Source organism: Pseudomonas sp. PAMC25584, assembly GCF_058135675.1.
This window is the reverse complement of the sequence record NZ_CM176870.1, coordinates 2526930-2541782: the sequence shown is the minus strand read 5'-3', so window position 1 is coordinate 2541782 and position 14853 is coordinate 2526930. Positions and strand designations below refer to the sequence as shown.

Genomic DNA, 14853 nt, shown 5'->3' with positions numbered 1-14853 from the left:
CAGGTCGGACTAGCAGGGTGTGGCGCAGCCTTTGCGGGCGTACCACCACCAGGTCACGACGATGCAGCTCAGGTAGAAACCGACAAACATGTAGAAGGCCATCGCCGGGCTGCCGGTGGCGGCCATGGACGTGCCGAAGGACTTGGGAATAAAGAACGCACCGAAGGCGCCCATGGCCGAACTAAACCCCAGCACCGCGGCGGATTCCTTGCCGGCATCCTTGATGGCCTGCTCGCGCTCGGCAGCGGATTTACCGGCGCTGGCTTTCTCGTGCTGGGTGCGGAAGATCACCGGGATCATGCGGAAGGTGGAGCCGTTGCCCACGCCAGTGGTGATGAACAGCAACATGAACATGCCGAGGAAGCCGTAGAAGCTGCCGCCCTGGCCGTTCTGGGGCAGGAAGTGCAGCACGCCGAACACCATCACGATCATCAGCACGAAGTTCCACAGGGTCACCCGCGCGCCGCCCAATTTGTCCGCCAGCCAGCCGCCCAGTGGGCGTACCAGCGCGCCGACCAACGGGCCGAGGAAGGCAAACTTCAACGCCACCACGTCCGGAAACGAGGTTTTGATCAGCAGCGGGAACGCCGCCGAAAAGCCGATGAACGAACCGAAGGTCGCCAGGTACAGCCAGCACATCAGCCAGTTGTGCTTGCGCTTGAAGATCACCGCCTGCTCGCTGAACGAAGCGCGGGCGCTGGACAGGTCATTCATGCCGAACCACGCCGCCACGGTGACGGTGAGGATGAACGGCACCCAGATGAACCCAGCGTTTTGCAGCCACAACTGGCTACCGTCCGGCAGGGTCTGCGCTTGCCCGCCGACCACGCCAAACACACCAAAGGTGATCACCAGCGGCACGCAGAACTGCATCACCGAGACGCCCAGGTTGCCCAGACCGGCGTTCAGGCCCAGGGCCGTGCCCTGCTGCGCCTTGGGGTAGAAGAAGCTGATGTTGGACATGCTGGAGGCAAAGTTGCCGCCGCCAAACCCGCACAACAAGGCGATCAGTACAAACACGCTGTAGGAGGTGTTGGGGTCTTGCACCGCGAAACCCATCCACAGCGCCGGCAGCAGCAGCGACGCGGTGCTCAGGGCGGTCCAGCGGCGTCCGCCGAAGATCGGCACCATGAACGAATAGAACACCCGCAAGGTCGCGCCGGACAGGCCGGGCAACGCCGCCAGCCAGAACAGCTGGTCGGTGGTGAAGCTAAAGCCGATGGCGTTCAGGCGCACGATCACCGTGCTCCACACCATCCACACGGCGAAGGCCAGGAGCAGCGCGGGAATCGAGATCCACAGGTTGCGGGTGGCGGTTTTTTTGCCGCTGGCCCCCCAGAACGCGGGGTCCTCAGGGCGCCAGTCGTGAATCACCGGGCCCGACTCGGGCTTTTGCGCGATGGACATGTTCATTCTCCTTGGAGACGTTGGGCGGTGTGGCCCAGCAGCGGTTGTTTGCGGATTTCGCTGAAGTACATCCAGGTCAGGGACACCCAGACCACGCCGTACATCAACATGAAGCAGGACGAGCGCACGCCGGTGAGGTCCACCAGGGCGCCAAACAGAATCGGCAGCACAAAGCCCCCCAGGCCGCCGGCCAGGCCGACGATGCCGGACACCGCGCCCATGTTCTGCGGGTAGTCATTGGCGATGTACTTGAATACCGAGGCCTTGCCGAACGCGAAGGCGATGCCCATCACGAACAGCAGCACGGTGAACAGGGTGGGGTTGAGGCCGATATGGAAATCCAGGGGACCGTTGACGGTCATCACTTGCAGTTGGGTCTGCGGGTAGCTGAGCAGGAACAGGCAGATCCAGCTCACCCACAACACCCACCAGGTCACGCTCTGGGCGCCCCAGCGGTCAGACATCCAACCGCCGACCGCACGCAGCACGCCACCGGGCAGGGAGAAACAGGCGGCCAGCAGCGCGGCGCTTTGCAGGTTGAAACCGTATTCCTGCACGTAGTACTTGGTCATCCACAACGCCAGGCCGACGTAGCCGCCGAAGACAATCGAGTAGTACTGGCAGTAGCGCCACACGGCCGGGTCTTTCAGGCACCGCAGTTGCTCGCGCAAGGTGGCGCCGCCGGCACTGCGGTGGGCCTTGTTTTCGCTGGTGAGGAACCAGAACAGCAGCGCGGTGATGAACAAGATCGCGCCGAACACCTTGGGCACCAGGTGCCAGGTGCCAAGGGCGATCAGCGCCGGGGCAAGGAATTTAGTGACCGCAGCCCCGGCGTTACCGGCGCCGAAGACGCCCATGGCAAAACCCTGGTTCTCTTTGTCGAACCATTTGGCGACATAGGCGATGCCCACCGAAAACGAACCGCCAGCCAGGCCGACAAACAGGCCCAGCACCAGGAACTGCCAATAGGCAGTGGCGTAGGTGATCAGGTACAGCGGCAGGACGCAGGCCAGCATCAACAGGAAGAACACGATGCGCCCGCCGAAACGGTCGGTCAGCAAGCCCAATGGCAAGCGCACCAGGGAACCGGTCAAGACCGGCGTGGCGGCCAGCAGGCCGAACTGGGTTTCGTTGAGTTGCAGCAGCTCTTTGATCGGCACGCCCAACACGGCGAACATCATCCACACCATAAAGCAGACGGTGAAGGCCAGCGTGCTCATGCCCAGCACCAGGCCTTGTCTTATACGGGGTTGAGTCACGGTATGCGCTCCAGAAGGTGATTTCATGAGCGCAGGTTAGGGGCGACACCCCCGTGGAACTTGACGCAGATCAACGTCGGCCTGGGGGGTATAAGGCTATGCTGACCGCACATACCTCTAAGGAGGTAGTCCCTATAACAAGAGAAAGTCTTTATTTATCAATGGATTGATCTCTTGTGCCGGCGTTTTCCCGTGGGAGGGTTTGCCGGCAACTCTTTAGAGGTAGTGCGCCAGGGATTGCGGCTTTCCAGCTCGTTTTTCCTTTTCAGGTGCCGCCATGCAGGCTTTGTCCCCCCTCCGAATACGCCGTGATGTTTAACTGGCTGCGCAGCTCCCTGCCCGCGCGCGCTGGCTTGGCCGTGATCCTGATCGCCATTCTGGCCCTCGCCAGTTCCTTGAGCGCGGGGCTGATCGCCTGGTTCAGCCAGGGCGACGCCGCCGCGATCAACACCGCAGGTTCCGTGCGCATGGAGACCTACCACCTGAGCTGGCGACTCGCCGCTGCCGCGCCGGTTGCGGAGATCGACGCCATCACCCAGAGCCTGCAAGGGCGCCTCGACAGCCAGTCGCTCAAGGCGGTGCTGGAAGACGGCCCGAACAGCGCCCTGCTGCAGAGCTACCAACAAATCCAGCAACGCTGGAACGACGAGCTGCGCCCGGCCCTGGGGCGCGGTGATGCGGCGCTGTTCCAGGCCAGCGCACCGGCCTTTGTCGAGCAAATGAATCAATTCGTCAGCCTGTTGCAGCAACAGAGCGAACAAAAACAAGGCTGGCAGCAAGGGATCCAGGGCCTGGCGCTGTTCAGCACGCTGATCATCCTGTTGATCGGCCTGTATGAATTGCAGTACGGCGTGGTCAACCCCTTGCAGGAACTGGTACAGGCCACCCGGCGCTTTCGCGACGGCGACTTCAAGACCCGGGTCAACCACCGCTCCGAGGATGAACTGGGCCAACTGGCCCTGAGCTTCAACGCCATGGCCGAGACCATCGAGGCGTCGCACCGCACCCTGGAAAGCCAGGTGCGCCTCAAGACCCTCAACCTGCAACAAGCCAACGCCGCGCTCGAACTGCTCTACCAGAGCAGCCGCAGCCTGGCCACGCGCCTGGCCAATGCCGAAGGCCTGGACGAACTGATCCGGCGCTTCCAGAAACGCCTGCCGGGGTTGCGCCTGTCGTTGTGCCTGCAAGGCCACTTCCTCGCACCAGCCCAGCAGATGCTCGCCTTGCACGGCGGCGACAGCCGCAACATCTGCGCCATCGGCGATTGCGCGAGCTGCCATAAACACAACGTCGCGCCGCCACAGGTATTCAGCATCAGCAACCAGGGCTCGGAACTGGGTGAACTCAAGGCCCACTTCGACGATGGCCACCCCCCGCAGGACTGGGAGAAGCAATTGATCCAGGCCCTGGCCAACCTGATCGGCACCTCGCTGTCGCTCAAACGCCAGCGCGAACAGGATCATCGTTTGCTGCTGCTTGACGAGCGCACCATCATCGCCCGGGAACTGCACGACTCCCTGGCGCAGGCGCTGTCGTACATGAAGCTGCAAGTCAGCCGCATGCAAACCCTGATCCGCCGTGGCGAGCCGGTGGAGACCCTGGCCACCGTCACCGCCGAACTGCGCGACGGCCTGAACAACGCCTACCGCCAACTGCGCGAGCTGCTGACCACCTTCCGCCTGCAAATCCACGATGCCGGGCTGGTACAGGAACTGTCGGACACCGCCGAAGAGTTCTCCCGGCGCGGCGAATTCCAGGTGCACCTGCACGTCGACGCCCTCGCCTTCCAATTGTCGGCCAGCGAGCAGATTCACTTGCTGCAAATCACCCGCGAGGCCCTGTCCAACTGCCTGCGCCACGCCCATGCGCAAAACGCCTGGCTGCAACTGCGCCAGGAGGGCGAGACCGTAAGCCTGAGCATCGAGGACGACGGCCGTGGCTTTTGCGGTGCCGTCGACCAACGTGAACACCACGGCCTGACCATCATGGACGAACGTGCACGCAGCCTGCACGGCCAACTCGACATCGGCCCCCGCGAGCCCCAGGGCACACGGGTGCAAATGCGCTTTCAACCGGAATTTCTCGGGCAACCTCTACAAGGCAACCTCCCATGAGCACACTCCCCCGCCACCGTATCCTGCTGGTCGACGATCACCCGATGATGCGCCGCGGCATGCGCCAGATACTCGAGTTGGAAGACGATTTGCAGGTCGTCGGCGAAGCCGGCAATGGCCAGGAAGCCCTGGACCAGATCGAGAGCCTGCAACCGGACCTGGTGCTGCTGGACAACAACATGCCACAGATGAACGGCCTGGAAACCCTGCGCCGCCTGCGCGCGATGAACTATGCGGGCAAGGTGCTGCTGTTTACCGTGTCCGATGCTGAGGATGACATTCGCGATGCGCTGCGCCTGGATGCCAACGGGTATCTGCTCAAAGACATGGAGCCGGAGTTGGTGGTGGAGTTCATCCGCGACGCGTTGCATGGGGCGTTGGTGATCAGCCCCGGGTTGACGCGAGTGCTGGCCCAGGCCCTGCGTTCGCCGCAACCCCATGCGGCGGTGGAGTTGACTGAGCGGGAGCGGCAGGTGCTGCGCACGATTGCCAGTGGGTATAGCAATAAGGTGATCGGGCATAAGCTGGGGATTACCGAGGGGACGGTGAAGGTGCATGTGAAGAATTTGCTGCATAAGTTGGGGTTGCGGTCGCGGGTGGAGGCGGCGGTTTGGGCGATGGAGCATTTGCGGCAGGCGGGTTGAACTTGGCGGCCTCCGGGCCGACCAGGCTGCTTTGGTATTGGGTACATATTCGTTTTTTTGGTCATGGCGGCGGGTGGTTCCGCTCTTACAGCGGGTCACTTTGGAAAAGCCGGAATGCCGGCCCAGCCCAACGCAACCAAAGGCCTCTTGCCCCAACACTCGGCACCTCGCTAGTGCTTGGTGAGCCTAAGATCAAGATCAAAAACCAGAGCTAGAACAAAAGCAGAACGAGTTCTATCTGATCCACGGAGATCAAAAAGTGGGAGGGGGCTTGCTCCCGATAGCGGTGCAACAGTCATGCATGTAGTGGCTGACACACTGCTATCGGGAGCAAGCCCCCTCCCACATTCTTGACCGCGTTCGGCTTCCAGAATCAGGTCGGCTATAAGCCCGCGCCTAAGAGCCAGAGCCAGAGCCAGAGCCAGAGCCAGAGCCAGAGCCAAAATGAGTTCTATCTGATCCATGGAGATCCAAATGTGGGAGGGGGCTTGCTCCCGATAGCGGTGCATCAGTCATGCATGTAGTGGCTGACACACTGCTATCGGGAGCAAGCCCCCTCCCACATTCTTGACCGCGTTCGGCTTCCAGAATCAGGTCGGCTATAAGCCCGCGCCTAAGAGCCAGAGCCAGAGCCAGAGCCAGAGCCAGAGCCAAAATGAGTTCTATCTGATCCATGGAGATCCAAATGTGGGAGGGGGCTTGCTCCCGATAGCGGTGCATCAGTCATGCATGTAGTGGCTGACACACTGCTATCGGGGGCAAGCCCCCTCCCACTTTTTTGACCGGTCAGGCCGGCTACTGGGGCGCCCCGTTAACCCAAACTCGCCAAACGCGGGAAGAGGTACCCCCTTCGAGGCATATCCCCAAACCCTGGGTCGCCCTACCCTGATGACCCGTGGAGGCCCTTATGCTCACCCATCCCCAAATCGTTCTAACCCTGCGCCGGCATCACCTGTTCAGCCGGTTGCCTGAAAAAACCTTTCAGGATGTCTGCACCCTGGCCAGTCTCAGGCGCTTGCCCAATCACACTCCGCTCATGCACCAGGGCGATCCCGCCGATCGGTTCTTTCTGCTGGTCAGCGGCCAAATCAAGCTGCACCGGGTCACGGGCGAAGGTCAGGAGCATCTGGTGGAAGTCATCCACCCCGGCCAGACGTTTGCCGAAGCGCTGCTGTTCACCCAGGCCAAGGCGTACCCGGTGAGTGGTACCGCGCTCAAGGACAGCGTCCTGGTGAGCATCGAAGGCCAACACTATCGCCGGGCGCTGGAAGACCAGCCGGCCATTTGCCTGGCGATTCTGGCGAGCATGAGTATTCACCTGCATCAGCGCCTCCAGGACATCGACACCCTGACCCTGGCCAATGCCAGCCGCCGGGTGATCAATTTCCTGTTCCAGGAGCGCGACGGCGTCAACAGCGAGGTGGTGTTGCAGGTGCCCAAGCGCCTGGTGGCGTCGAAGCTGGGGATTCAGCCGGAGACGTTTTCGAGGATTCTGCATCGGCTGGTGGAAGGCGGGTTGATCGAGGTGCGCCAGCGCACCATTCGAATCCTCAACGAAGAGCAGTTGATGGGGTATCAAGCCGGTTGATACCCCTCGCGGTCAATGCCCGCTGTGCATCATCGGCATCGGTTGCTGCAACAGCGCCAGGTCGATCTGCTCGAAACGCAACAGCCGGCCACCGGTGTCCGCCGCGACTTTCTGCGCCTTCGCCTCATCGGCAAACGAAGCCAGCACCACGCCCATGGCGCCCTTGAGCCCGGTGCCGATCACGTAGTACGCGGTGCGGGCGTCGATCAGGTGCTTGTCGTCCGGTGCATCCCACTGGCTGCGGCCCATGTCATGCACGTACAACTTGGCGTCGTCGTGGCGGTTTTCCGGTTGCAGCCACCAGCCGAGCATTTCGGCGGTGGAACAGAATTTCTTCACCCCGTCTCGCGCTACCACTTGGCCCTTGGGCCCGGGAAATGGGTTGATCACCATGCCGCACACGTGGCACTCGTCGTTCGGATGAAACGCCACCGGCGCTTCGCTGAAGCTCGACTCCTGCACCTTGTCGCAGGCGGTCACCAACAAGCCGACCAGCAAGGCCGCGACTACCCGTGTCTTGAAACCCATATCACTCACTCCAACAGTCATAAAAAGTCCTTACGCCGCACGGCGCCGGAACAACCCATAGGCCAGCGCCAGCGGCACGGCCACCCACCCCAGCAGGCACGCCCACAGGGCCAGCGGCGGCACGTCGAGGTCCGACCCCAGGGCCATGACCCCCACGGACTGGGTGCCCGTGCCGAAACCGGAAAGGTTGATCAGCCGATACACGTCGGTGGGGTTGAGCAGCAGCAACCAAGGCAGCCCCTGCGGGTTGAACTGGCCTTTGCTGAGCACCAGCAAGGCCAGCAGCGCCAGGTCGAAGACCAGCACGAAGTAGAACCACACGCCCAGCGCCAGCCCGGCGGCGGTGGATTTTTCTGCGCACAGGCTGCTCAAGCCATAGGCCATCCCGAGAAAGCACCAACCCAACAAGGCCGAGGTCAGCATGAACCGGCCGAAGGCCCAGAGCAGCATGGCGAAATCCACGTCGTCGACCAGCAGCGCAATGGCGAGCATCGCGCAGCCGAAGCCGAGTACCGTGGCCAGCGCGAGGATCAGCCCATGGCCGACGAACTTGCCGAGCAGGATCTGCCCACGCCCCAAGGGGTAGGTGAGCAGCAGCAACAAGGTGCCGCTCTCGTCTTCGCCGACGATCGCGTCATAGGCCAGCAACAGCGCGATCAGCGGCATCAGGAACGTCGCCAGGCTGGCCAGGCTGGCGATGGTCGCCGGGATCGAGGTGAAGCCCAGTTGCCCGGCAGCGGCGGCGCCGAGCCAGGCGATGCCAATGGCCAGGACCGCGAACAACAGGCTGATCGCCAACAGCCAACGGTTACGCAGGCCGTCGCAAAATTCTTTGCGGGCCATGTTCCAGATCGGGCTCATAAGGCCACCTCCTGTGCCGTGACCATCGCGCCGTCCATGTAATGCCGGTAGATGTCTTCGAGGGACGGCGGCAGGATTTCCACGTCGCTGGGGCTGTCTTCGGCCAGCAGTTGACGCAGCAGTTGCACCTTGCTGCCGTTGTGCGCCGCCACTTGCAGCCCTTCGACGCCCCAGCGCCGGGTAACATGGCCGGCGGCGTTCCAGCGTTGTTGCAGCAGCTCGACGCGCTGCAAGCCGCTGGTGCGAATCAGCGTCGGCAAGCCGGCCTCGGCGCGCAATTGCGCCAGGCTGCCCAAGGCCAGCAGGCGGCCCTGGGTGAGGATCGCCGCGCGGTTGATGTGCGCCTCGACGCCCGGCAGCACATGGGAACACAGGATGGTACTGGTGCCGGCCGCACGCAGGCGGTCGAGCAGGCGATACAGGTCCTGGGTGGCGAACGGGTCGAGGCCCACGGTGGGTTCGTCGAGCAGCAACAGGCGTGGCTCGCCGAGCAAGGCCTGGGCCAGCCCGAGGCGCTGGCGCATGCCCTTGGAATAGGTCTTCACCCGCCGCCCCGCCGCCGCTGTCAGGCCGACGTCGTCCAGCAGGCGGTCGACCTGATGCATCGGCGCGCCCTTGAGCCGGGCAAAGTGGCGCAGGGTTTCGACGCCGCTCAACTGTGCGTAGAACGTGACGTTTTCCGGCAGGTAACCGAGCCAGCGGCGCACGTGGGGGTCACTCGGCGCACGGCCGAACACCCGCACCTCGCCGGCGCTGGCGCGCAGCAAGCCAAGGACCAGTTTCATCGCGGTGGTCTTGCCCGCGCCGTTGTGCCCGAACAACCCCAACACTTCCCCGGGGGCCAGGCTCAGGTTCAGGTCGTGCAGCACCGTGGCACGCCCGTAGCACTGGCTGACGCCTTCGATCTCGACGACATTCATCATGCAGGTTCCTTATGCGTGGGGGCTTGCATCAGAGGGTGGCTGTCCATCACTCCCGGCGACTTCATCACCGGAAACGCACGTTGCACCCAGCGCAGCAACTCAATGCCGGGGCTGTTCATCAACAGCCGTACCTGGGGGTACATCCACAGCAAGCGGTCGACGTTGTCGTTCGGCTCATAAGCCACATCGCCCAGGCCATCGCCGTTGCGGTCCCAGCCGAGGTAGTCGCTCCAGTAGTTGCCCCGGCCGTCCGCCGACCATTCCTGCAAGCGGCTGGCGACGTATTTGACCTGGCGCTGGTTGTCGATGAAGGCGTTGCCGGCGATGCGGTTGTCTTCGGAGCCGGCGGTCAGGTGGATGCCCACCGCGCTGCGGGCGAAGCGGTTGTGTTCGATGCGGTTGAACAGCGAGTTGTAGATGAACAGCGCCTTGCCTTCGCCGCCGGCGATCATGGTGTCGCCGGTGGAGCCGTCGCGCACATCGGTGACGACGTTGTCCTGCAAGGTCGAATAGGTGATGTAGTTCATCAGGATGCCGTAGTTCTGGTCCTGCTCGGAGCGATTGCCGATCACCGTCAGCTTGCGGCTTTGCATCAAGGCATAGCCGGTGCGGGTGCGGCGCGTGGTGTTGCCCAGGACCTGGTTGTCGTTGGCGAACATGTAGTGGATGCCGTAGCGCAGATCTTCCAGGGTGTTGCCTTGCAGCAGGTTGCCGTTGGAGGTGTCGATGTAGATGCCGTCGCGGGTGTCGCGCACGTGGTTATCGATGACGCGGGCACCGTGTACGGCGTACAGGTGAATGCCATTGCCACGGTCCTGGGAGCGTACCGAGGTATCGCCCTGGATGCGGTTGCCGATCAGGCTCACGTCCTGGGTGCCGTCGACCCAGATGCCAAAGCCCTGGCCTTGCAGGCGGTTGCCCAGCAGTTGCGCGCCGCGGGCCTGGGGTTGGATGAAGACACCGGCGTTCATGGCCGTGAGGTCGTCGCCCCAATCGAGGAACGTGCAGCCTTGGACGCTGACATCCGGCGCGCTGATCAGCAGGCCGTTGCCCTGCCCTTCGGCCTGGAAGAGGGCGCCGGGGGCGCAGGTCAATTGCAGCGGTTGGTCGATGCGAAACGAGCCCCGGTATTCGCCGGCAGGCAGGCGCCAGTGGTTGGGGCCGTCGGCTTGCAGGGGTAAGTCGGTGATGGGGCGCACGCCAGCGTTCACCCCGAACGAGAGCAGTGCGAGCCCTATCAAGGTGATGAGTGATCGAGCCACAGTGATGTCCTTAAACTGAATGCGGCTAAATGTGGGAGGGGGCTTGCTCCCGATGAGGGTGTATCAGTTGATGCATCCTTGGCTGATTCACCGCCATCGGGAGCAAGCGCCCTCCCACCTTTGTCCTGCTGTGTCCTTGTGTCAGGCGCGCTCGACCTTCATCCGCCCGACCATCTCCATGTGCAGGGCATGGCAGAACCAGCTGCAGTAGTACCAATGCAGCCCCGGTTTGTCGGCAATGAACGTGATCGACGAGGTCTGCTGCGGGCTGATCTCCATGCTCACGCCGTGGTTGACCATGACAAAGCCGTGGGTCACGTCTTCGATCATGTCGATGTTGGTGATGGTCACGGTGACTTCATCGCCCTGTTTGACGGTGAACTCCGTGAGCCCGTAAGCCGGGGCCATGGAGGTCATGTACACGCGCACCTTGTTGCCGTCGCGGATCACCTTGCTGTCGGTTTCCAGGTTGATCCCGTCCTTCTTGGCGATGGCTACCGTCTCGGCGAAGAACGGATCGTTGCGCTCCCAGATTTTCTTGGTCTTGATCTGGTCGCGGCGCGCCATCGCACAGTCGTGGGGTTCGGCGAAGGCCGGGCCGTCGTGGACCAGTTTCATTTCATCGCCGGAGATGTCGATCAACTGGTCGTTCTCCGGGTGCAGCGGGCCGGTCGGCAGGAAGCGGTCCTTGGAGAACTTGCTCAATACCACCAACCACTGGCCGTCGGCGTCACGGGTTTCGGTCAGCGACGCATGGTTGTGGCCCGGCTGGTACTGCACATCGAGCTTCTGCTTGATGTAGTTGACCTTCTCGCCGCCATAGGCGCGGATGGCCTCGGCGATATTCCACTTGACCACCTGGCTGTCGATGAACAGCGTCGTGTAGGCAAAGCCGCGCCCGTCGTAGGTGGTGTGCAGCGGGCCCAGGCCCAGTTCCGGTTCACCGACCACCACGCCGCGCGGGTCGGTGATCTTGCCACTAAACAGGTCGTCGAGTTTGTCGATGGCGATGATGGTGCAGGTCGGCGACAGCTTGCCGTTGGCGATGAAGTACTTGCCATCCGGCGAGGTGTTGCAGCCGTGGGGGTTCTTCGGCACCGGAATGTAGCGGGTGAATTCGCTGTCCTTGCCGTCCTCGGATTTGCGCCCGTCCACCACGGGCACCTTGACGCCGTCCACACTGATGAACTTGCCGGCCTTGATCGCCGCTTCGATGCGCGGGATGTTGAACACCACCACCCAGTCGCGCTCGTTACGCATCATGCCGGCCAGGTCGGTGGCCTTTTCCGAGTTGTAGCAGGTGGCCGCCGCGTACTTGCCGGTGTAGTCCATGTCGGCGTTGTCGAGGTTGCCGTCGACGATCACCTGGAACGCCATTTCCATTTTCTCGGCGTCGATGGCATTGAACATGGTGAAGGCGTTGCGATCCTGCAGGTCGAAGCTGTGGCCGTCATTGGGGTGCGGGATGATGAACTCGGCGTTGCAGAACACGTACTTGGTGTAGGGCACCTTTTGCAGGCGCAGGCCGTGGATGGCCTGGACGTTCGGTACGGTGAGGATTTTGTCGCACTTCATGATGTCCAGGCGGATGCGCGCCACCCGGCTGTTGGCCTTGTCATTGATAAACAGGTACTTGCCGTCGTAGCGGCCATCGGTGGTGGACAAGTGCGGGTGGTGGCAATCGCCGTTGCGGTACTTGACGCCCTCGCCGAGGATGCGCTTGCTCTCGTTGGTCAGGCCCCAGCCGGTGGCCGAGTCGACGTTGAACACCGGGATGCGCATCAGCTCGCGCATCGACGGGATGCCCAGCACCCGCACTTCGCCCTGGTGGCCGCCACTCCAGAAGCCGTAGTAATCGTCGAGCTGACCGGGTTCTACATGGATTTTCGATTTGGCGTCCTTGGCCGCCGCCGCGAAGGATTCACGGGTAAACACCGCGCCGCCGAGCGCCGACGCACCCGCCAGCACAGCGCCAGTCACCGCACCGGTGCCGAGGAAACTGCGCCGGGTCAGGCCGTCGTGTTTATCGTCTGTATCGTTCATGGGTTGCTCCTTCAAGTGTTGGGATTTATCTGCACTACGGGAATCTGTACGGGCGCCGCCTTGTTGCGCTTCTTGCGTTTGTTGATCAGCGGCGGGCACTTGTTTTCGTTGTGCCAGGTCATCTGGCAGTCGAGGCAGTAGTGGCATTCGTTGGCGTTGATATGGCCGTCCGGGTGGATCGCCTGGATCTCGCATTCCTTGGCGCACAGTTGGCATGGGTTGCCACATTCCTGGCGACGCTTGAGCCAGTCGAACAGGCGGAACTTGCTCGGGATCGCCAGGGCGGCGCCGAGGGGACAGAGGTAGCGGCAGTAGACTTTGCGGGTGAACAGGTTGATCACCAGCAACGCCAAGGCGTAGAGCACGAACCACCACTGGCGATCGAACTTGAGGGTGATGGCGGTCTTGAACGGTTCCACTTCGGCAAAGCGTTCGGCGGTGGCCATGGATTCCAGCGAGAGACCGAACAGCACCAGCAGGATCAGGTACTTGATCGCCCACAGCCGTTCATGCACCGCGAAAGGCAATTCGAACTGGCGGATCTTCAGACGGCGCGCGGCTTCGTTGAGCAGTTCCTGCAAGGCCCCGAACGGGCACAGCCAGCCGCAGAACACCCCACGCCCCCACAGCAGGATGCTGGCGGCGGTGAAGACCCAGAGCATGAAGATCAGCGGGTCGGTGAGGAACAACTCCCAACGAAAGTCCTGCACCAGCGCATGCACGAAGGTCAGCACATTGACCACCGACAACTGCCCCAGCGCATACCCGCCGACGAACCCCACGGTAAACACCAGATAACCCCGGCGCAGCCAGTGCAGCAGACGCGGGCGCCGAGCCAGGCTGTCCTGCAGGAACAGGATCGCAGTGAGCAGCAGAAGCGCGACGCCGAGCACGATGATCTGGGCCTGCTTCTGGTACCAGATGCTCAACCACAGCGGGCGGCTGGCCTCATCCAGCGCGGCTTGTTCGGCGGCGGTGGGCAGCGGCCGTTCCAGGTACTGTTCCGGCATCTGGTAAGGCAATTCGAAGCTGCTGAACGTGCCGCTGACCGGACCGGTCTGGCGCCGCACCAGCAACTCCAGGGTCCAGGCCGAACCCGGGTCGAAGCCGGCCTGCGGACGCACGATGAATATCGACATCTCGTCGAAAGCCGGCATGCCCTCGGCGTAGACATCGTCGATGCGCTGGTGGTCGAGGTCACGGAAGCTGATCACGTTGCCGAACTGGCGCAACTGCACCCGGTCGAAAATCCCGCCGCGCACGTAACCCGAGCCCTTGAACGAAAACAGCCCACGGCCGAGTACCGCGATGGCCTGTTCGCCGGGTTTGAGCCCCTGCATCAAGCTGCGGTAGTGCGCCTCGCCCAACAGGTTACGGCCGATGCTCGGCGGGTTGAGGTTGGCCACATAAAGCTCGATGAACGTCTCGTCCGCCGCCTCGGCGCCTTCGGCGGCGGTGTCCTTGAAGGCCGCGTCGACCTGGCCACGGGTCAAAAGCAGGCGGCGGATCGCGCCATTGCCGGTCAATTGCGCCCAGGTGGCGGGGTCAAACCGATCAGTGCGGATCAGCGCAACTTTCTGCGCGGTAGCGGCCGTGCCGTCGATCAGCTTGAGCCACACCGCCACCTCACGGGCTGCCCGCATCACCACTTCATTGACCACCATCGCGGTCACGGTCGCGCCGGCAATCGCGTCCACCGTCACCGCCTTCGGGTCACTGGAACGCCCGACTACCACGCGCTGGCGCACATCGACGCCGGAATAGTGCGCGGTGAACTCGTGCAGTTTGATCTCGGGAATACCGATCAACAGGATCGGCTCGTGGTGTTCCAGCACGTAGGCATCGCGGATCACCCCGGCGGTGTCGAGGATCACCTGGGTGTTGATCGGTTTACCTGAATACGCCGGGATCGCCACCACATCCAGGCTCTGGAACACATAGCCGATGGGCTTGCCCGCCGTCGAAATGGTGCGCACCTTGAACGGGCCGTCCGGTGCGGAGACCGCATCCTGGGCGGGAAAGGTGCGCTCGATACGCTGCTGTTCGATGTCGCCGTAAGACCGGGCCTGGGCGGTGAAGCTGGTGATGAGCAACACCACCAGCACAGTCAGCCAGTGGCGTGTCAAGCGCGCGGAGCGAGTCATGGAGTCCCTTGAGGCGTCGGGCTGAAGATGGGACGGATGGTAGGAGCGATGCTGGCGAGTGGCCCTTGACCAGAATCAAG

At 62.8% G+C, this 14853-nt stretch carries 11 protein-coding genes; 3 read left to right on the top strand and 8 right to left on the bottom strand.

Going from position 1 to position 14853, the window contains the following annotated elements:
* Positions 1–9: 9 nt before the first annotated feature.
* Complete coding sequence (locus tag ACS5Q8_RS11840) at positions 10–1407, bottom strand: NarK family nitrate/nitrite MFS transporter (RefSeq protein ID WP_426101747.1); 1398 nt, start codon at positions 1405–1407, stop codon at positions 10–12.
* Positions 1408–1409: 2 nt separating this feature from the next.
* A complete protein-coding gene (locus tag ACS5Q8_RS11835; RefSeq protein ID WP_276193415.1) occupies positions 1410–2666 on the bottom strand; it encodes an MFS transporter in 1257 nt (418 codons plus the stop codon).
* A 311-nt stretch (positions 2667–2977) separates the two neighbouring features.
* Between ACS5Q8_RS11835 and ACS5Q8_RS11830 the strand changes: the two genes are divergently transcribed.
* From ACS5Q8_RS11830 to ACS5Q8_RS11820, 3 genes are all read left to right on the top strand, one after another.
* Positions 2978–4780 (top strand): HAMP domain-containing protein, encoded by a 1803-nt coding sequence (locus ACS5Q8_RS11830; RefSeq protein WP_276193416.1) that lies wholly within the window; start codon positions 2978–2980, stop codon positions 4778–4780.
* Positions 4777–5424, top strand: a complete 648-nt coding sequence (gene narL, locus ACS5Q8_RS11825) for a two-component system response regulator NarL (protein WP_276193417.1) — start codon at positions 4777–4779, stop codon at positions 5422–5424. Before ACS5Q8_RS11830 ends, narL begins: the two co-directional genes overlap by 4 nt.
* 907 nt (positions 5425–6331) lie before the next feature.
* Positions 6332–7012: a Crp/Fnr family transcriptional regulator gene (locus tag ACS5Q8_RS11820; protein WP_253395131.1), complete on the top strand. Its 681-nt coding sequence runs from the start codon at positions 6332–6334 to the stop codon at positions 7010–7012.
* A 12-nt stretch (positions 7013–7024) separates the two neighbouring features.
* On the opposite strand, the gene ACS5Q8_RS11815 is transcribed toward ACS5Q8_RS11820, so the two are convergent.
* The 6 genes from ACS5Q8_RS11815 to nosR all read right to left on the bottom strand — a co-directional run bounded on the left by ACS5Q8_RS11815 (position 7025) and on the right by nosR (position 14773).
* Positions 7025–7540: a nitrous oxide reductase accessory protein NosL gene (locus tag ACS5Q8_RS11815; protein ID WP_276193418.1), complete on the bottom strand. Its 516-nt coding sequence runs from the start codon at positions 7538–7540 to the stop codon at positions 7025–7027.
* Positions 7541–7570: 30 nt separating this feature from the next.
* On the bottom strand, positions 7571–8401 hold the full coding sequence (locus tag ACS5Q8_RS11810; RefSeq protein ID WP_276193419.1) for an ABC transporter permease: 831 nt from the start codon (positions 8399–8401) through the stop codon (positions 7571–7573).
* Positions 8398–9321, bottom strand: a complete 924-nt coding sequence (locus ACS5Q8_RS11805) for an ABC transporter ATP-binding protein (protein WP_276197949.1) — start codon at positions 9319–9321, stop codon at positions 8398–8400. Before ACS5Q8_RS11805 ends, ACS5Q8_RS11810 begins: the two co-directional genes overlap by 4 nt.
* On the bottom strand, positions 9321–10586 hold the full coding sequence (locus ACS5Q8_RS11800) for a nitrous oxide reductase family maturation protein NosD (RefSeq protein WP_426103159.1): 1266 nt from the start codon (positions 10584–10586) through the stop codon (positions 9321–9323). Before ACS5Q8_RS11800 ends, ACS5Q8_RS11805 begins: the two co-directional genes overlap by 1 nt.
* A gap of 141 nt (positions 10587–10727) precedes the next feature.
* Positions 10728–12629 (bottom strand): TAT-dependent nitrous-oxide reductase, encoded by a 1902-nt coding sequence (gene nosZ / locus ACS5Q8_RS11795; RefSeq protein WP_465160220.1) that lies wholly within the window; start codon positions 12627–12629, stop codon positions 10728–10730.
* 11 nt (positions 12630–12640) lie between these two features.
* Positions 12641–14773 (bottom strand): transcriptional regulator NosR, encoded by a 2133-nt coding sequence (gene nosR, locus ACS5Q8_RS11790; protein ID WP_465160219.1) that lies wholly within the window; start codon positions 14771–14773, stop codon positions 12641–12643.
* Positions 14774–14853 lie beyond the last annotated feature (80 nt).

Bases quoted from the DNA above. Each gene is read 5' to 3' on its own strand.
- ACS5Q8_RS11840 (WP_426101747.1), bottom strand. From the start codon at position 1,407: ATGTCCATCGCGCAAAAGCCCGAGTCGGGCCCGGTGATTCACGACTGG.
- ACS5Q8_RS11830 (WP_276193416.1), top strand. From the start codon at position 2,978: ATGTTTAACTGGCTGCGCAGCTCCCTGCCCGCGCGCGCTGGCTTGGCC.
- narL (WP_276193417.1), top strand. From the start codon at position 4,777: ATGAGCACACTCCCCCGCCACCGTATCCTGCTGGTCGACGATCACCCG.
- ACS5Q8_RS11820 (WP_253395131.1), top strand. From the start codon at position 6,332: ATGCTCACCCATCCCCAAATCGTTCTAACCCTGCGCCGGCATCACCTG.
- ACS5Q8_RS11815 (WP_276193418.1), bottom strand. From the start codon at position 7,540: ATGGGTTTCAAGACACGGGTAGTCGCGGCCTTGCTGGTCGGCTTGTTG.
- ACS5Q8_RS11810 (WP_276193419.1), bottom strand. From the start codon at position 8,401: ATGAGCCCGATCTGGAACATGGCCCGCAAAGAATTTTGCGACGGCCTG.
- ACS5Q8_RS11805 (WP_276197949.1), bottom strand. From the start codon at position 9,321: ATGAATGTCGTCGAGATCGAAGGCGTCAGCCAGTGCTACGGGCGTGCC.
- nosZ (WP_465160220.1), bottom strand. From the start codon at position 12,629: ATGAACGATACAGACGATAAACACGACGGCCTGACCCGGCGCAGTTTC.
- nosR (WP_465160219.1), bottom strand. From the start codon at position 14,773: ATGACTCGCTCCGCGCGCTTGACACGCCACTGGCTGACTGTGCTGGTG.